The 18,034-nt window shown below is 46.6% G+C and carries 21 protein-coding genes; 19 read left to right on the top strand and 2 right to left on the bottom strand.

What is annotated here, in order from left to right:
• Positions 1-122: 122 nt before the first annotated feature.
• From ribD to ribT, 5 genes are all read left to right on the top strand, one after another.
• Positions 123-1,238 carry a bifunctional diaminohydroxyphosphoribosylaminopyrimidine deaminase/5-amino-6-(5-phosphoribosylamino)uracil reductase RibD gene (ribD, locus tag QRX25_RS11240; RefSeq protein ID WP_212098357.1) on the top strand — a complete coding sequence of 372 codons (1,116 nt, stop codon included), beginning with the start codon at positions 123-125 and terminating at the stop codon, positions 1,236-1,238.
• Positions 1,219-1,866, top strand: coding sequence for a riboflavin synthase (ribE, locus tag QRX25_RS11235; protein WP_045510904.1), 648 nt, complete (start codon positions 1,219-1,221; stop codon positions 1,864-1,866). The genes ribD and ribE overlap by 20 nt, the downstream gene beginning before the upstream one ends.
• A 14-nt stretch (positions 1,867-1,880) precedes the next feature.
• Positions 1,881-3,077: a bifunctional 3,4-dihydroxy-2-butanone-4-phosphate synthase/GTP cyclohydrolase II gene (locus QRX25_RS11230; protein ID WP_212098354.1), complete on the top strand. Its 1,197-nt coding sequence runs from the start codon at positions 1,881-1,883 to the stop codon at positions 3,075-3,077.
• 32 nt (positions 3,078-3,109) lie between these two features.
• A complete protein-coding gene (gene ribH / locus QRX25_RS11225; RefSeq protein WP_013352730.1) occupies positions 3,110-3,574 on the top strand; it encodes a 6,7-dimethyl-8-ribityllumazine synthase in 465 nt (154 codons plus the stop codon).
• 116 nt (positions 3,575-3,690) lie between these two features.
• The gene (gene ribT / locus QRX25_RS11220) at positions 3,691-4,065 is read left to right on the top strand and encodes a GNAT family N-acetyltransferase RibT (RefSeq protein ID WP_065981795.1); all 375 of its coding nucleotides are present in this window, start codon (positions 3,691-3,693) and stop codon (positions 4,063-4,065) included.
• Positions 4,066-4,130: 65 nt separating this feature from the next.
• On the opposite strand, the gene QRX25_RS11215 is transcribed toward ribT, so the two are convergent.
• Both QRX25_RS11215 and QRX25_RS11210 read right to left on the bottom strand, forming a co-directional pair.
• On the bottom strand, positions 4,131-4,652 hold the full coding sequence (locus QRX25_RS11215; protein WP_065522835.1) for a DUF309 domain-containing protein: 522 nt from the start codon (positions 4,650-4,652) through the stop codon (positions 4,131-4,133).
• An 87-nt stretch (positions 4,653-4,739) separates the two neighbouring features.
• The gene (locus tag QRX25_RS11210; RefSeq protein WP_076983148.1) at positions 4,740-4,829 is read right to left on the bottom strand and encodes a YjcZ family sporulation protein; all 90 of its coding nucleotides are present in this window, start codon (positions 4,827-4,829) and stop codon (positions 4,740-4,742) included.
• A gap of 207 nt (positions 4,830-5,036) precedes the next feature.
• Here QRX25_RS11210 and QRX25_RS11205 point away from each other — a divergent pair, with 207 nt between their 5' ends.
• The 14 genes from QRX25_RS11205 (at position 5,037) to QRX25_RS11140 (ending at position 17,997) form a co-directional block, all read left to right on the top strand.
• On the top strand, positions 5,037-5,792 hold the full coding sequence (locus tag QRX25_RS11205) for a segregation/condensation protein A (RefSeq protein WP_065522836.1): 756 nt from the start codon (positions 5,037-5,039) through the stop codon (positions 5,790-5,792).
• The gene (scpB, locus tag QRX25_RS11200) at positions 5,782-6,375 is read left to right on the top strand and encodes an SMC-Scp complex subunit ScpB (RefSeq protein WP_013352726.1); all 594 of its coding nucleotides are present in this window, start codon (positions 5,782-5,784) and stop codon (positions 6,373-6,375) included. The genes QRX25_RS11205 and scpB overlap by 11 nt, the downstream gene beginning before the upstream one ends.
• 90 nt (positions 6,376-6,465) lie before the next feature.
• Positions 6,466-6,951 carry a DUF3907 family protein gene (locus QRX25_RS11195; RefSeq protein WP_065981794.1) on the top strand — a complete coding sequence of 162 codons (486 nt, stop codon included), beginning with the start codon at positions 6,466-6,468 and terminating at the stop codon, positions 6,949-6,951.
• Positions 6,952-7,062: 111 nt separating this feature from the next.
• Entirely contained in the window at positions 7,063-8,214 is a 1,152-nt protein-coding gene (locus tag QRX25_RS11190) for a D-alanyl-D-alanine carboxypeptidase family protein (protein WP_212098351.1), read from the top strand.
• On the top strand, positions 8,202-8,792 hold the full coding sequence (locus QRX25_RS11185) for a nucleoside recognition domain-containing protein (protein ID WP_071348077.1): 591 nt from the start codon (positions 8,202-8,204) through the stop codon (positions 8,790-8,792). The genes QRX25_RS11190 and QRX25_RS11185 overlap by 13 nt, the downstream gene beginning before the upstream one ends.
• Before the next feature lie 4 nt (positions 8,793-8,796).
• Positions 8,797-9,333, top strand: a complete 537-nt coding sequence (locus QRX25_RS11180; RefSeq protein WP_013352722.1) for a spore maturation protein — start codon at positions 8,797-8,799, stop codon at positions 9,331-9,333.
• A 92-nt stretch (positions 9,334-9,425) separates the two neighbouring features.
• Positions 9,426-10,160: a 23S rRNA pseudouridine(2605) synthase RluB gene (gene rluB / locus QRX25_RS11175; RefSeq protein ID WP_115997589.1), complete on the top strand. Its 735-nt coding sequence runs from the start codon at positions 9,426-9,428 to the stop codon at positions 10,158-10,160.
• 84 nt (positions 10,161-10,244) lie between these two features.
• The gene (gene resA / locus QRX25_RS11170) at positions 10,245-10,784 is read left to right on the top strand and encodes a thiol-disulfide oxidoreductase ResA (protein WP_065981792.1); all 540 of its coding nucleotides are present in this window, start codon (positions 10,245-10,247) and stop codon (positions 10,782-10,784) included.
• Positions 10,781-12,409, top strand: a complete 1,629-nt coding sequence (gene resB, locus QRX25_RS11165; RefSeq protein WP_212098349.1) for a cytochrome c biogenesis protein ResB — start codon at positions 10,781-10,783, stop codon at positions 12,407-12,409. Before resA ends, resB begins: the two co-directional genes overlap by 4 nt.
• Positions 12,410-12,427: 18 nt before the next feature.
• A complete protein-coding gene (gene ccsB, locus QRX25_RS11160; RefSeq protein ID WP_212098346.1) occupies positions 12,428-13,603 on the top strand; it encodes a c-type cytochrome biogenesis protein CcsB in 1,176 nt (391 codons plus the stop codon).
• Between the two features lie 81 nt (positions 13,604-13,684).
• On the top strand, positions 13,685-14,407 hold the full coding sequence (gene resD / locus QRX25_RS11155; RefSeq protein ID WP_003153397.1) for a DNA-binding response regulator ResD: 723 nt from the start codon (positions 13,685-13,687) through the stop codon (positions 14,405-14,407).
• Positions 14,404-16,185 (top strand): ATP-binding protein, encoded by a 1,782-nt coding sequence (locus QRX25_RS11150; RefSeq protein WP_065522841.1) that lies wholly within the window; start codon positions 14,404-14,406, stop codon positions 16,183-16,185. The genes resD and QRX25_RS11150 overlap by 4 nt, the downstream gene beginning before the upstream one ends.
• 191 nt (positions 16,186-16,376) lie before the next feature.
• A complete protein-coding gene (gene sigX / locus QRX25_RS11145; protein WP_013352716.1) occupies positions 16,377-16,961 on the top strand; it encodes an RNA polymerase sigma factor SigX in 585 nt (194 codons plus the stop codon).
• Positions 16,897-17,997: an RsiX family anti-sigma factor gene (locus QRX25_RS11140; RefSeq protein ID WP_457758486.1), complete on the top strand. Its 1,101-nt coding sequence runs from the start codon at positions 16,897-16,899 to the stop codon at positions 17,995-17,997. The genes sigX and QRX25_RS11140 overlap by 65 nt, the downstream gene beginning before the upstream one ends.
• Positions 17,998-18,034: the final 37 nt, after the last annotated feature.

Genomic DNA, 18,034 nt, shown 5'->3' with positions numbered 1-18,034 from the left:
GCAAAAAATAATCATACTGTATAGTCTTATTTCCTATGGATTAAAACTGGTAAAGCCCCGAACTGTGTAAACATTCGGGGCTTTTTTGACGCCAAATTGCGTGGAAGAAGGGAGGGATAAAGATGGAAGAATATTATATGAATACGGCGATAGAGCTTGCCAGACGCGGTGAAGGACAGACACAGCCGAATCCTCTTGTTGGCGCCGTCGTCGTCAAAAACGGCCAGATCGTCGGAATGGGCGCCCACTTGCAATACGGAGAGGCCCATGCGGAGGTGCACGCGATCAATATGGCAGGCAGCCATGCAAAAGGCGCTGATTTGTATGTGACGCTGGAGCCTTGCAGCCATTACGGAAAAACACCGCCATGTGCCGAACTGATCATGAAATCAGGGATAAAAAGGGTGTTTATCGCTGTAAAAGACCCAAATCCGCTTGTAGCCGGAAAAGGCATCACAATGCTGGAAGCAGCGGGCATCGAAGTGAAAACCGGGATTCTCAGGCAGCAGGCAGAAGAGCTGAATAAAATGTTTCTTCACTTCATGCGGACCGGACTTCCGTATGTCACCTTGAAAGCGGCCGCAAGCCTTGACGGGAAAACAGCGACTGAAACCGGTGACAGCAAATGGATTACATCAGAGGCGGCTAGGCTTGATGCCCAGCAATACAGGAAATCGCATCAATGCATTCTTGTCGGAGCAGGCACAGTCAAAGCCGATAATCCAAGCCTGACATGCAGGCTTCCCGATGCGGTGAAGCAGCCGGTCAGAGTCATTCTCGATACAAAGCTGACCGTTCCTGAAACGGCAAATGTGCTCACTGACGGGGCTGCGCCGACATGGATATTTACAGCCGCAGGTTCTGATGTTCAAAAGAAAGACCGGCTGACCGCACTCGGAATAAAAGTCTTTACGCTTGAAACAGACCGCATTCACATCCCTGAGGTGCTCAGCATTCTCGCTGAAAACGGCATAATGTCCGTTTATGTGGAAGGAGGAGCATCTGTACACGGGAGTTTTGTCAAAGCGGGCTGTTTCGACGAGCTTCATTTCTATTTCGCCCCTACATTAATCGGAGGAACGCTTGCTCCCAGCTTGATCTCCGGTGAAGGTTTTCAATCAATGAAAGATGTCCCCCATTTACAATTCACACAAATTACCCAAATCGGGCCGGATATAAAACTGACGGCCATACCTAAAGATGGAAAGGATGGTGACGATGTTTACAGGAATCGTTGAAGAAACAGGCACGATCCAAGCAATCAAAAAGACAGGCCTTTCCATGGCATTAACCATCGCCGCTTCAAAAGTGACAAGTGATGTGAGCCTTGGCGACAGCATTGCGGTAAACGGCATCTGCCTGACCGTAACCGGATTTTCTGACAATCAATTTACGGTTGATGTCATGCCGGAGACAGTTAAAGCCACTTCGCTGAACGGCTTGTCAAAAGGCAGTAAAGTGAACCTGGAAAGAGCAATGTCCGCCAACGGACGGTTCGGCGGCCACTTTGTATCAGGGCACGTAGACGGGACGGCGGAAATTACACGGATCGAGAAAAAAAGCAACGCGGTCTATTACGACTTAAAACTTTCTCCCGAATTGACGAAAACGCTCGTATTGAAAGGTTCGATTACGGTAGACGGCGTGAGCCTGACGATTTTCGGCTTATCAGACGAAAGTGTGACGGTATCCGTCATTCCGCATACTATCTCAGAAACGATTTTTCGGACGAAAGCAGTCGGATCGATCGTCAATATTGAGTGCGACATGATCGGCAAATACTTATACCGCTTTTTGCACAAAACAGAACAAACGAAAAGCAATCAAACTATCACAGAAGCCTTTTTAAGCGAGAACGGCTTTTAGAAAGGGAGATCAATATGTTTCATCCGATAGAAGAGGCAATAGAAGCGCTGAAAAAAGGTGAAGTCATCATCGTTGTCGATGATGAAGACAGAGAAAACGAAGGAGATTTCGTAGCGCTCGCTGAGCATGCTACGCCTGAAGTGGTGAATTTTATGGCGACCCACGGGAGAGGCCTGATCTGCACGCCGCTTTCTGAAGACATCGCCGGCCGGCTGGATCTTCATCCGATGGTCGATCATAATACAGACTCACATGAGACCGCGTTTACAGTCAGCATTGACCACAAGCTGACAAAAACGGGCATCAGCGCTCAGGAACGTTCCTTTACGATTCAGGCGCTGCTGAACGAAGAATCTGTCCCTGACGATTTTCAGCGTCCGGGCCATATTTTTCCCTTAATCGCAAAAAAAGGAGGCGTCCTGAAGCGGGCGGGCCACACGGAAGCAGCCGTTGACCTTGCAAAAGCATGCGGTTCTCAAGGAGCGGGCGTCATTTGTGAAATTATGAATGAAGACGGCACAATGGCCAGAGTGCCGGAGTTAGCCGAAATCGCCAAACGCCACCAGCTGAAAATGATTACGATAAAAGACTTAATAGAATACCGCTACAACATTACGACACTTGTGAACAGAGAAGTTGACATTACGCTGCCGACTGACTTCGGCACGTTCCGGGTTTACGGATATACAAACGAGGTTGACGGAAAAGAACATCTCGCCTTTGTCATGGGCGATGTCCCGTTTAACAGCGAACCCGTTCTTGTCAGAGTGCACTCAGAATGCCTGACTGGCGATGTGTTTGCATCCCACCGCTGTGATTGCGGGCCTCAGCTTCATGCCGCGCTTGCGCAAATTGCTGAAGAAGGCCGAGGCGTCTTATTGTATTTGCGTCAGGAAGGCAGAGGAATCGGTCTCATCAATAAGCTGAAAGCGTATCGATTGCAGGAACAAGGGTACGACACGGTTGAAGCGAACGAAGCGCTCGGCTTTCTGCCTGATTTGCGCAACTATGGCATCGGCGCCCAGATTCTCCGCGATTTAGGGGTTCAGCATATGAAACTTTTAACCAATAACCCCCGGAAAATCGCCGGTCTTGAAGGGTACGGACTAAGCATCTCAGATCGGGTGCCGCTTCAAATGGAAGCGAGTGAGCACAACAAGCAGTATTTACAAACCAAAATGAAAAAACTCGGACACTTGCTTCATTTCTAAAAACAAATCTCACAAAAAAGGATGGATAACATATGAATATCATACAAGGAAACCTAGTTGGAACAGGACTTAAAATCGGAATCGTCGTCGGCAGATTTAATGAATTTATTACGAGCAAGCTGTTAAGCGGAGCGGAAGACACATTGATCCGCCACGGTGTAGAATCAAATGACATTGATGTCGCTTGGGTGCCGGGAGCGTTTGAAATCCCGTTTGCCGCAAAAAAAATGGCGGAAACGAAAAAATACGATGCCGTCATTACACTCGGCACGGTGATCAGAGGAGCGACAACGCATTATGATTATGTCTGCAACGAAGCGGCAAAAGGCATCGCTCAGGCGGGAACGGCGACGGGCGTCCCGGTTATCTTCGGCATCGTGACGACTGAAACCATTGAGCAGGCTATCGAACGCGCCGGAACAAAAGCCGGAAATAAGGGGGCGGATTGCGCAGTATCCGCGATTGAAATGGCAAATTTAAACCGCTCATTTGAATAATTTGTTGAAAAGCGTTTAAAACCGCGGCGAAAATGATATAATGTGAGAAAACGGATCGCCTTTATGTATCCGTTTGATAGGACATGAATGGACATTTTGGATATAGAGGGGTTTTTATGTTAATTCGTTATAAAAAATCGTTTGAAAAGATTGCGATGGGTCTTCTGTCATTTATGCCGAATGAAAAAGATCTTAAGCAGCTTCAGCAGACAATGAAGGACTATGAAACGGATACTGGCCGCCAGCTCTTTCTTTGGAAAGAGGATGAAGATATCGTCGGAGCGATCGGAGTCGAAAAAAAAGACTCGGAGGTTGAAATCCGTCATATCAGCGTGAATCCTTCTCACCGCCATCAAGGAATCGGAAAGCAAATGATGGACGCCTTAAAACGTCTGTTCAAAACGGAGGCGCTCGTTCCGAATGAATTAACGCAAAGCTTTTTTGAACGCTGTCAACATCAAACAGATCAGGATATTTCATATAATAACTGACAAATGCTCCCGGAATCATCACGGTTTCGGGAGCTGTTTTTATATAGAAAAAGCAGAGCTGACGGTCAGCCTCTGCTTTTTTTTCTTTTCTCAATTTCCCGTTCGCGTTCCATGATGACATCCGTCCTGTCCCGCAGACGGTGTTTATGAATAAGAAAGGTATCGGATACGCCGTCTTGCCCCCATATATAGCCCTTGCGGCGGCATTCGGCAAGACATGCTTCTTTCAAAGTTTCATCTGTAATCGGCAGCATAACACTTTTGTACGGCAGGCCCGCTTCTATGTTGTCAGACAGCGATTCTATCAGCTCAATCAGCTTCGGATGACTGAGACCGAGAGAGCTGACAGCCTGCTTTTCAGACCGCAGAATACGTAAGCTGTTGGCAATCAGCCGTTTAGCCCCGGCTTCATTCCCCCTTCGCTGGTGATACAGTGCGACGGCAAGCTGAATCAGGCCGACCCAATGAATGCTCCGCTTCTCAGGCGGGCTTTCTTTCCAATATTCCTCTAACAGTTCATGACACTCAAAATAATCTCTTGATGCGTGAAATTCGGCCAAAAAGCCGATATAAGCTTTTGGATACAAGCCGCTTCCCCCTTTTATGCTAAACCCAGTGTACCACAGCGCTATGAAAAGGAAAAAAGAGCGGCTTGGTGTCTGAAGCCTGATGAACTAGCAGATGTAAGATGCCCCTACGACAACGAGCAATATAAACAGAACGACAATTAATGCAAATCCTCCGCCGAAACAAGCTCCGCCCATGTGAAATCAGCCTCCCTTTGTTTCATGTTTACACGGCTATCATATGTGCATCCGCCTTTAAAGGTATAGGCATATATCTTCTTTTTCAGTATTTTCTAAATAACGGAGCACGATTAGAAAAGTATTGGACGCGAGCATTTCGGTGGATTATACTAAAGGGTAGCCAGTTTTTCCGGCAATGAGAGTGATATTGAAAATGGTGAGATAATGGTAGAATATCAAGTGAAAATTGATACGTTTGAAGGCCCATTGGACCTGCTGCTTCATCTGATTAACCGTCTTGAAATCGACATATACGACATACCCGTGGCAACCATTACTGAACAATATTTATTATATGTACATACAATGCAAGTGCTTGAACTTGATGTCGCCAGTGAATATCTGGTCATGGCGGCGACTCTTCTCAGCATTAAAAGCAGAATGCTGCTTCCGAAACAAGAGGAAGAGCTGTTTGAAGACGAAATGCTTGAAGAAGAAGACCCTCGGGACGAGCTGATTGAAAAGCTGATTGAGTATAGAAAATATAAAACCGCTGCGAAAGATTTAAAAGAGCGGGAAGAAGAAAGACAAAAGTCATTTACGAAGCCGCCGAGTGATTTAAGTGAGTATGCTAAAGAAATCAAACAGACGGAGCAGAAGCTTTCGGTGACCGTTTATGACATGATCGGCGCGTTTCAAAAGGTGCTTCAGCGTAAAAAAATTACGCGGCCGAAAGAAACGACCATTACAAGACAGGAAATACCGATTGAAGACAGAATGAACGAAATCGTAAAAAGCTTAAAGACGGCGGGAAGAAGAATAAACTTCACGGAGCTTTTTCCTTCTCGGCAAAAAGACCATCTCGTCGTGACGTTTTTAGCAGTTCTGGAGCTGATGAAAAATCAGCAGATTATCATCGAACAGGAAGAAAACTTTTCAGATATATACATTACGGGGAGTGAATCCATTCATGGCGCTTGATATCGTGAATTGGAAAGCGATTGTGGAAGCCCTGCTGTATGCGGCGGGTGATGAGGGGCTGACCAAAAAGCAATTGGTGACAGTGCTTGAAATAGAAGAAGCGGAGCTGGCCGGAATTATGGAAGAAGTGGCCGCACAGTACAAGGAAGACGGCAGGGGCATCGAGCTGACCGAATATGCGGATACGTATATGCTTGGAACGAAAAAAGAATTCGTGCCTTATTTGAAAAAATTAATCGAAGTGCCGTCAAAGGGGCTGTCACAGGCCTCTTTAGAAGTGCTGGCGATTGTTTCGTACAAGCAGCCGATCACACGGGCAGAAATTGAAGATATCCGGGGCGTGAAGTCTGAACGGATCCTGCACAGCCTCGTGTCAAAAGCGCTGCTGTGTGAGGTTGGACGCGCCGACGGTCCCGGCCGGGCGATTTTATACGGCACGACACCTGTATTTCTTGAACAATTCGGCTTAAAAACACTGGACGAGCTCCCGCCGCTTCCTGAAAATGCGGAAGAAGACGTCCTCCAGGAGGAAGCCGACTTGTTCTTTGAAAACTTCAACCAAACTTTTGAGGATATTAAATAATAACGGTTTTTCATCATACGATAGTAGGGAAAGGCCATTGATGAATGACGCACATTGACGAAGTACAAGAGAGGAAGGAAACGGACGAAAATGGGAAATTCGAGTGTGAGGGCCCATACTGAAGAAACTGGTAAATTTTTAGCCGAGGTTGTCACGATGGTCAGCAGTTATTTAAATCATACAACATTACCGGAGATGCAGGCTTCGGGAAAGGCGGATGAGGCATACTGCCGCGACGTGCTCAGTGTGCTGAGACGGATGACCGTCTTTTGCGAAGGCGCCCAGGAAGCCTGCCGCCGGCTCTTAATGCAGGAGCCGTTTCATGAGGCGAGAGCGGAAAAAACCCTGTATAAAGTGTATCATCAGTGCGTGGAAGAGTTTTTTATGCCGAAAAAGGATACATGGTATGAAAACAGCCGCGCCGCATATACAGGACAAAGCGCGATTGAATTTTACCAGCGAGTGCCGGACTCGCTGCGGAGCCTTCTGCTTTCGCTCAGCAGTGAGTTTCTGCGCATGCGGGAAGAATTGGCGCAATATGAAGCATCAGGCTCAAACATGGTATCAGCCAGATAAAAACTCTCCCTTTTGGGAGAGTTTTTTTATGTAAAGTGATGTAATTGGTATTCATAAGTCATGGACATGCGCATAAACTTGTACAAACCCACAACAAGGACGTGAGCATTCATGCGCTTTCTCAAAAAAGCTGCCGTATTTCTTTTGACTTTTGTTATTCTTCTTTCCATTACAGACGGAAATACGGCACATGCCCAAATACATGTCAGCGCAAAAAGCGCGATTTTAATTGACGGAACATCTGGCAGGGTATTATTCGCTAAGGATGAACATCATAAGCGGCGGATCGCAAGCATTACTAAAATCATGACGGCGGTGCTGGCGATTGAATCAGGGAAGATGGAAGAGACCGTGACTGTTTCCCCGAATGCCGTAAAAACGGAAGGTTCAGCAATTTATCTTCAGCCGGGACAGAAAGTAAAGCTGAAAGATCTCGTATACGGGCTTATGCTGAGATCAGGAAATGACGCCGCTGCGGCAATAGCCGAATATGTCGGCGGAAGCCTTGACGGTTTTGTATTTATGATGAACCAAAAAGCCGAGCAAATCGGGATGGAAAATACAAAATTTCAAAACCCGCACGGACTGGATGACCACGAAAGTTTATATTCAACGGCGTATGACATGGCGCTTTTGACCAAATACGCGATGAAGATCAAGGAATACCGGACCGTTTCAGGCACAAAAGTGTATAAAGCGGAAACGATGGACCGGGTGTGGAAAAATAAAAACAAGCTTCTGACAGGGCTCTATCCTTACAGCACGGGCGGAAAAACGGGTTACACAAAAATCGCGAAACGGACCCTCGTTTCGACGGCTTCAAAAGACGGAACGGATCTCATCGCAGTCACCATTAATGATCCGGATGACTGGGATGACCATATGAATATGTTTAATTATGTCTTTGAGAACTATAAAACCTATGTCGTCGCCAAAAAAGGCGGCATCCCGAAGCTGAAAAAGACGTTTTACGGAAAACACGCTTTTATCACCCGTGATGTCAAATATTTGTTAAAAGAGGATGAAATCGACGATGTGAAAATCAGCACAACCTTAATAAAACCGAAAAAAGCCTGGAAAAAGGATGCCTCTCTCATTCCTGATGTCGTCGGCCGGATGACCGTTATGCATGACGGGAAAGTGATCGCCAAGATCCCCGTCTATTATGAAAACGAGCGCCATAAAAAGCCGAAAAAGCATTTCATTGAAACATTTACGAGCCTGTTTATGAGCGCGGCGGGCGGTTCAGTATGGTCAATTTAATCTGGGTCTGTCTGACGGTAATCGGACTTATTTTTGCGATGTTTAACGGTACCTTGCAGGATGTGAATGAAGCGGTTTTTAAAGGAGCGAAAGAAGCAGTTACGATCTCGTTCGGATTAATGAGCGTTCTCGTGTTCTGGCTCGGTCTGATGAAAATAGCCGAGCAGTCCGGCCTTTTGGATATATTCAGCAGAATGTGCCGCCCGTTTATTTCTAAGCTGTTTCCTGATATTCCCCCTGATCATCCGGCTATGGGATACATCTTATCAAATCTCATGGCGAATTTTTTCGGGTTGGGAAATGCTGCGACACCCCTTGGCATTAAAGCTATGGAGCAGATGAAAAAGCTGAACGGCAACAAGTCTGAGGCCAGCCGTTCCATGATTACCTTTTTGGCGGTAAATACTTCGAGCATTACATTGATACCGACAACCGTCATTGCCGTCCGCATGGCTTATTCGGCGAAATCACCGACCGATATCGTCGGACCGACTATCTTAGCGACTTTAATTTCGGGAATCGGCGCAATTTTCATTGACCGCTACTTCTGGTACCGCCGCAAAAGAAAAGGGAGGTAAGCGAATGGAAATGGTGAATTGGCTGTCTTTAGCCATGATCCCGATTATTATCGCCGGTATATTGATATACGGCACGATCAAAAAAGTGCCGACGTATGAATCATTCGTTGAAGGCGGAAAAGAAGGAATTGAGATTGCGTTTTCCATCATTCCGTTTTTGGTCGGGATGCTTGTGGCGATCACCGTATTCCGGGCTTCAGGCGCGCTGGATTTTGTTATGGGGCTTTGCAAGCCTTTCTTTACGGCGCTCGGCATTCCGGCAGAGGTCGTGCCGCTTGCTCTGATCCGTCCGATTTCAGGTACGGCGGCGCTCGGGATGACGACAGATTTGATCGCCGTGTACGGGCCTGATTCATTTATCGGCAGACTGGCTTCTGTCATGCAGGGATCGACTGACACGACGCTGTATGTCCTGACGGTGTACTTCGGGGCGGTCGGCATAAAAAAAATGGGAGATGCTTTAAAGGTGGGTCTTCTTGCTGATTTGATCGGAGTGGTTGCATCAATCATCATAGTTACGTTATTATTTGGAAGCGCCTGAATCAGGCGCTTTTTATATATCAGAATAACTCTCCTTGAAAAAGCTTGTTTGTTCAAGGGGAAAAAAGTAAGATTATACTTGAGGTGAACGACATGGAAAGACTGCAAAAAGTTATTGCTCATGCCGGCGTGGCATCACGCAGAAAGGCAGAAGAGCTGATAAAAGAAGGAAAAGTAAAGGTGAATGGAAAAGTAATAACAGAGCTCGGCGTAAAAGTGACCAGCTCTGATCAGATTGAAGTAAACGGATTAAAGGTGGAGCGGGAAGAACCCGTGTACTTTCTGCTTTATAAACCGAGAGGAGTGATCTCAGCAGCTGACGACGACAAAGGGCGGAAAGTGGTGACCGACTTCTTCAAAGAAGTGCCGCAGCGCATTTATCCGATCGGCAGGCTTGATTATGATACGAGCGGTCTTTTATTGCTGACAAATGACGGCGAGTTTGCCAACAAACTTATGCATCCGAAATACGAAATTGATAAGACATACGTCGCCAAAGTGAAAGGGATTCCTTCCAAGGAACTTCTGAGAAAGCTTGAGCGCGGCATTCAGCTTGAAGAAGGCAAGACGGCTCCGGCCAGAGCGAAAATGCTTTCCCTGGACAAAAGAAAGCAGACGAGCATCATTCAGCTGACGATTCATGAAGGCCGGAACAGACAGGTCCGCCGCATGTTCGAGGCGATCGGTCATGACGTGCTGAAACTCAAACGTGAAGAATACGCATTTTTAGATTTAAGAGGCCTTCACACAGGAGACGCAAGAGAATTGACGCCGCATGAGGTGAAAAGGCTGCGGGCTTTAGCCGACCACGGTAAAAACGCTTTCTAATTTTCACATAACCTTCAAAAATTACAAAACGTGAAGATGATATAATTGAATGGATTTGCAGGCAGGGGAGGGGAGCAGTGTACAATGAACAAAAAACGGCGGCGTTTATTCATTCGGACCGGCATCCTTCTCATCTTACTCTGCGCGCTCGGATATACCATCTATAACGCTGTTTACACAAACGGCGAGCGTATATCTGAGGGGTCCAAAGCCCCGAATTTCGCGCTGAAAGATACAGAGGGCAGAAACATAGAACTGAGTCAGTTAAAAGGAAAAGGTGTTTTTCTGAATTTCTGGGGAACGTGGTGCGAGCCTTGCAAGCAGGAATTCCCTTATATGGAGAATCAATATAAGCATTTTAAAGACCTCGGTGTTGAGGTGGTTGCGGTAAATGTCGGCGAATCAAAAATTGCAGTACATAATTTTATGAAAACATACGGCGTCAATTTCCCGGTTGCGCTTGATACTGACCGGCAAGTGCTGGACGCGTACGGCGTAGCGCCTATCCCGACGACATTTTTGATCAATCCCGACGGAAAAGTTGTGAAAGTGGTGACCGGCACGATGACAGAACGCATGGTTCATGACTATATGAATTTAATTAAGCCGGAGGCGTCTTCATGAAAAAGGTCAAATGTGAATGCGGGCACGTGAATCCAGCCGGAACGGTTTTGTGCGAGTCATGCGGGAAGCCGCTTGATGATCAAAAGTCGCCGCTTGCCGATATGCGGTACGACGGCAGCGCAAGACGTTCGCAAACATATAACAAAACAATCGTAGATAAAGTATGGAATTTCTTTTCTTCCGTTAAAGTCGGAATATGGCTGATCGTCATTACTCTGGCGGCTTCAGCATTCGGCACGGTTTTTCCGCAGGAAGCTTATCTGCCGCCGGGCGCCCAGCCGGATACATATTATGAACAGCAGTACGGCATAATCGGCAAAATCTATTATCTGCTTGGATTTCATCACCTGTACGGTTCATGGTGGTATATGCTCCTGATCGCATCCATCGGCATATCACTTGTCATCTGCAGCCTGGATCGGGTGATTCCTCTGTACAGAGCGCTGAAAAATCAAGGAGTTCAGCGGAATCCGGTCTTTTTGAGGAGGCAGCGCCTATACAGCCGGACGGAAACCGGGCTGAGCGCGGACGCGGCTGATGGCATCAGAACACGTTTGAAAAAAAAGCATTATAGAGTGCGAGAACAAGAGGGAAGCATTCTGGCAGAAAAAGGGCGCTTTTCAAGGTGGGGGCCCTACGTCAATCATATCGGCCTGATCATTTTTCTGATCGGAGCCATGCTGAGGTTTGTCCCGGGGATGTATGTCGATGAAACCCTCTGGGTCCGAGAAGGCGAAACCGCCCAGATTCCCGGCACTGACGGCAAATATTACTTAAAAAACAACCGGTTCGCCATGCAGACCTATAACAAAAACACTGAGAAAAAAGTATTCGCCGACGCCATTGACAGAGCCGGAAACGGCAAAGTCGCTAAATCCTTCATCACGGACGCGGTTTTGTACAAGAGGGAAGGCGACATTGTATTCGGTGAAAAGCCGAAGCTTAAAAGAGTCAAAGAAAACAATATCCGCGTCAATGAACCGCTGCGGTTCGACTCCTATTCCGTGTACCAGGTGGACTATAAAGAAAACCAGCTCGATCAGATGGTGTTTCAGCTGATCGACCAAAAAACAAAACAGTCATTCGGCAGACTGAAGATCAATCTTCTTGATCCAGACACGGACTATGATCTTGGTAACGGTTACAAAGTGCAGATCGCCAGTTATCTTCCTGATTTTTATTTTAACAAGGACGGAGAACCGAGCACGAAAACGAAGGTTCCGAACAATCCGGCTTTTGTCTTTAAAGTCACGGCTCCTGACAAGCCGAAAGGGGAGAAAAGCTTTGTTGCGATTCAGCAGACTGTTGAAGGTTCCGCGAATAACAAGTACAAATTAAAATTTGACCACGTGGAAACGAAAAACATTACAGGACTGACCGTCAGAAAAGATTTAACCTTATGGGTGCTTGCCGTCGGCGGCGCGATCTTTATGATCGGCGTCATTCAAGGAATGTACTGGCAGCATAGAAGAATCTGGATCAAAACCGGTGACAATGAAGTGCTTGTGGCGGGTCATACGAACAAAAACTGGTTCGGTTTGAAAAAGGATATTGAATATGTTCTTAACGGGACTGGGATTAAAGAGCCGGCCGATCAAAAAGAACTGGTCAAAAATCAGGCCTAATGAAAAAGGAGTGGTGTCATGGCGGAGCTGAGCGCAAATTTTCTTTATGCTGCCTTTTTGATTTATTTAATTGCCGTCCCGGTTTTCGGCGGCGCCATCCGGAGAACAAAAGGTGCAAAGGACGGTAAGGGCCGCTGGTCGGCAATCGGAATCACGTTAACCATTCTCGGATTTCTTTGCCATCTCGGCTACTTCATTGCGAGGTGGTCGGCAAGCGGACACGCGCCTGTCAGCAATATGTTTGAATTTACCACGTCATTCGGCATGATGCTTGTTCTCGCTTTTATTATTATTTACTTTATTTACAGACTGCCGTCTTTAGGCATGTTCACATTGTCTATCGCGCTGTTGCTTATCGCATACGCAAGCATGTTTCCGACCGACATTACGCCGCTTATTCCGTCACTGCAAAGCAATTGGCTGTACATTCACGTCACAACGGCGGCGCTCGGGCAGGCGATTCTTGCGATCAGCTTTGTAGCCGGAGTCATTTTCCTGTTAAAGCATGTCGACCAGTCCAGACCGGGCAAAAAAACGTTCTGGCTCGAAGTCATTATGTTTATCCTCATGACGACCGTGGCATTTATCGCCGTCACGTCGGCATTCCGGCTGGCGGACTACAAAGCCGAATTTAATTGGGTGGATAAAAAAGATGCCAAAAGCGTCATGGTATATGATATGCCTGCGCTTGTCGGTCCGCATGAAGGAGAACTGCTTACAGAAGGCGCAATGAAGCCGTTTATTGATCTCCCGGCCATTTTTTCAGGCAGAAAGGTCAATACGGTGATCTGGTCGTTTGGCGCAGGTCTCGTCTTATACGGCGCGCTCAGGCTGATATTCAGAAAGAGAATCAGTGCTCTTTTAAGCCCGCTCGTCAAAAATGTGAATCTCGACTTGGTAGATGAAGTCGGCTACCGCGCCGTTTCCATCGGATTTCCGGTATTTACACTCGGCGCGCTTGTGTTTGCGATGATTTGGGCGCAGCTTGCATGGACGCGTTTTTGGGGCTGGGACCCTAAGGAAGTATGGGCGCTGATCACCTTTTTATTTTACGCAGCATACTTGCACTTGCGGCTGTCAAGAGGCTGGCATGGCGAAAAATCGGCATGGCTCGCCGTCATCGGCTTCGCCATTATTATGTTTAACTTAATTTTTGTAAATCTCGTGCTTGCCGGACTTCATTCGTACGCATAGATGCCGAAAGCCGATACAGTTCTCAAGCCGCCGCACAGTTTGTTAAAATGAAAGTAACAGAAGGAAAGCAGGGGGAAAACGATGGATCAAACAAATGAAACTAAAATATTAGTAGTAGATGATGAAGCCAGAATTCGCCGCCTTTTAAGAATGTACCTTGAACGGGAAAACTATGTGATTGAAGAAGCGGAAAACGGCGATGAGGCCATTAAAATGGGGCTGGCATCAGATTATGATCTGGTGCTCTTAGATTTAATGATGCCGGGAACAGACGGAATAGAAGTATGCCGGCAGCTCAGAGAAAAAAAAGCGACGCCGATTATCATGCTGACGGCAAAAGGGGAAGAAGCCAACCGCGTTCAGGGGTTTGAAGCGGGTACGGACGATTATATCGTGAAGCCTTTCAGCCCGAGAGAAGTGGTGCTTCGGGTAAAAGCGCTTTTAAGAAGAGCTTCCCAAACATCTTATCTGACAGCAAATACGCCGACAAAAAATGTGCTCGTTTTTTCGCATCTTTCCATCGATCACGATGCTCACAGAGTGACCGCGGACGGCACGGAGGTGAGCCTGACGCCGAAGGAATACGAACTGCTGTACTTTCTTGCGAAAACGCCGGACAAAGTGTATGACAGAGAAAAGCTTTTAAAAGAAGTGTGGCAATATGAATTTTTCGGAGACCTCAGAACGGTGGATACCCATGTAAAACGGCTCCGTGAAAAACTAAACAAAGTATCCCCGGGAGCGGCGAAAAAAATCGTCACCGTCTGGGGAGTCGGGTACAAATTTGAGGTAGGCGCTGAATGAAGTTTTGGAAAAGCGTAGTAGGAAAGCTTTGGTTTACCATTCTTTCACTCGTATTAATTGTTTTATTTATTTTAACGGTGCTGCTTCTCGAGTTCATAGAGAATTACCACGTAGAAGAAGCGGAAAAAGATTTAACGCAGCTTGCCGATAAAATAGCGGTCATTATAGAAAATCATGAAGACCAGCCGCTTGCCAGATCCATCACGTGGGAGCTGGCGGACAACTTAACGAGCATCGCGATCATTCAGGATGATCAGCACGTCTGGTATTCGCCCAATGACGATAATCATTTATCATCTATTACCTTGGAGCAGATCAAACGCGACCGGGATTTGCACAAGGCGCTGACAGACCGCAAAAAAGTAAGCAAACGCGCGGCGCCCAATGATGCCGGTTCCGATAACGAACGGCTGATCGTCGGCGTGCCGTATGAAAAAGACGGCAAAAAAGGCATGGTCTTTTTATCTCAGTCGCTGCTTGCCGTCAAAGATACGACGAAACATACGACACGGTATATCTTTCTTGCGGCGGGCATTGCCATCGTTTTGACAACGTTTTTCGCGTTCTTTTTATCCAGCAGGGTGACGTACCCGCTTCGGAAAATGCGGGAAGGCGCCCAAGACTTGGCGAAAGGGAAGTTTGATACAAAAATTCCGATTCTGACTCAAGATGAAATCGGGGAACTGGCCATTGCTTTTAATCAGATGGGCCGGCAGCTCAATTTCCATATCAACGCGCTGAATCAGGAAAAAGAACAGCTGTCCAATATTTTAAGCAGTATGGCAGACGGGGTCATCACCATTAATATCGACGGCACCATTTTGGTGACGAACCCGCCGGCCGAACGTTTTCTGCAGGCTTGGTATTACGAGCAGAATATGAACATTAAAGAAGGAGACAACCTTCCTCCTGAAGCAAAAGAGCTTTTTCAAAATGCCGTGAGCACAGAAAAAGAGCAAATGATTGAAATGACGCTTCAAGGAAGATCATGGGTTTTATTGATGTCGCCTCTTTATGCGGAATCACACGTCCGCGGCGCCGTGGCCGTGCTCCGTGACATGACCGAAGAGCGCAGGCTTGATAAATTGCGTGAAGATTTCATTGCCAATGTCAGTCATGAACTCAGAACTCCGATTTCTATGCTGCAAGGATACAGTGAGGCAATAGTGGACGACATTGCAAGCACCGAAGAGGAGAAAAAAGAAATCGCGCAGATCATTTATGATGAATCCCTTCGCATGGGCCGGCTCGTCAATGACTTGCTGGACTTGGCCAGAATGGAATCCGGACATACGGGCCTGCACTATGAAACGGTGAACCTGCATGAATTTCTGGAGAAGATTTCCCGCAAATTTTCCGGGGTAGCGAAGGAAAAAGGGGTTTCGCTCACAGAAGACATTGCGGTGTCTCAGCCGGAGTGTGTCTTTGACGAAGACAAAATGGAACAGGTGTTTACCAATCTTATAGACAACGCGCTGCGTCATACAGAGTCAGGCGGAAGCGTTCATATCGCGGCTCAGACCGTAAAAGACGGACTGAAAATCGAAATTAAAGATTCCGGCTCGGGAATACCTGAAGAGGACCTGCCTTTTATTTTTGAACGTTTTTATAAAGCGGACAAGGCGAGAACAAGGGGCAGGGCGGGAACCGGACTCGGGCTCGCCATCGTAAAAAATATCGTGGAAGCCCACGGCGGCTCAATTGCAGTGCACAGCAGCATCGACAAAGGGACGGCGTTTACATTTTATATTCCGACAAAAGTGCAGGATGGCGTCTGAAATTGACGAACAATCTTGTTCCATACGAAACACCCGCAGAACATGCGGGTGTTTTTTTGTTAATTTCTCCTTTAAAAATTTAAGAATATGTTAATATAAATTCCCTTCCAAATTCCAGTTTCTCGTAATATAGTTGTAATGTAACTTTTCAACGCATTTATACGACAAAAAAGTGAACGGAGGGGCTTCCCATGGAAGAAACCTTTCAGATATTATATGATGCATACCATCAAGATTTATACCAATTTTTATTTTATATGGTAAAAGATAAAACACAGGCTGAGGATTTGGCGCAGGAAGTGTATATCCGCGTCTTGAATTCCTATCATACATTCGAAGGAAGAAGCAGTGAAAAAACATGGCTGTTGTCCATCGCGCGCCATGTAGCGATTGACTGGTTCCGCAAGCAGCAGACGATCAGACAGCGTATTATGGGTACGTTTGATTGGGATACACAAGATGTCAGAGATCAGCATTTGCTTCCGGACGAACTCGCCGTACAGCATGAAAACGTCCGGGAAATTTATACCGCGCTTGATCACTGCACCATTGATCAAAGAGCTGTTATTATCTTGAGATTTATTCAGGGATATTCCATTCAGGAAACAGCTGCCGCTCTCGGCTTCTCGGAAAGCAAAGTCAAAACGACCCAACACAGAGGGCTCAAAATACTTCGGAAACAGATGGAGCTTTTGAGGGAGGAGCTAATGGATGATGAAGTCATATTGGAACGAAGAAAGAGTAGAGGAGTTGTTAAGACAACTTCCGGCGGTTAGAGATCATCGTTCACCAAAGGCCATTTACCGGAATATTGAAACGGGTAAACAGTATAGAAAAAAACCGGCCCGAAGCAGGATCGGCCCCGCAACAGCCGCCATCTGCGCATTGTGCATCGCTCTGATTATATCTCCTCACCTGCTGACAAAAAAAGAATCTTCCGGTGATCTTACAGCTGACAGCGGTCAGGCTGAAAAAGCCAGTCAGTCAGCTTCTGTCAAGCCGGAGCAGAAGACGTTTGTCGTCTCAAACCAAAACAAAAACAATTACATTACGTTGGCGTTTGCGGATTCAGAAACATCGGCCGTTATTCCGATCAGTTTTGAAAAAAGGAAGCCCGATGAATCGGTTTCAGAGGCTTTATCTGAAGCAGAAAACCTGGAAGTGCCCGAATCCTTCCTGTCTGTACCCCGGCTTTTGAACGGTGTTCAGGTTAGGGCGGATAAGAAGGATCTGCTTGTGCAAGTAAACGGACGGCTATCAATTGAATCAGTGGCCGAAGCTGATTTATTGAAAAAGGTGCTGAAGGAGACTTTGACCTGGAGTCCTTACGAGCGGATTAAAATGACAAAAATTAAAAATGGAGCAGGACAGGATTTTTATAAAGCATACGGCATTGCCGCTGAGATGACCGTACATAAGCAGACAAAACGGGCGTATTTTTCTTACCGTGACAATCTGGGACAAGAGTATCTCATTCCGTCTGAACAAACCTATTCTTCAGTAAAGCAAGCCATTGACGGAATGAAAACAGATAAAGACTCACAGACCGCAGGCGTCATTGAAGCAGATGCGATTGCATCAGTATCCGAAAATAAAAACGGCCGGCAGCTGCGGATCCAATTGTCCGAAAAACATACGGTGGAAGATTCGCTAGAAGGGATTTTAATGATTGAAGGGCTTTTGTTAACCGCGAAGGAATTCGGTTTTTCTGAGGTGCTGTTCACACATGCGCGTGCAAAGAAAGTCGGTAATTATGATGTGACAAAACCAATCGCTGTGCCTGCCGCGCCTAATCCGCTTCCCATCCATTAAACGTTAAAAACCCAAAACATTTATATGTTTTGGGTTT

The sequence above is a fragment of the Bacillus sp. L381 genome, assembly GCF_030284525.1.
GTDB lineage: Bacteria > Bacillota > Bacilli > Bacillales > Bacillaceae > Bacillus > Bacillus amyloliquefaciens.
This window is presented reverse-complemented; position numbering and strand designations above follow the sequence as displayed.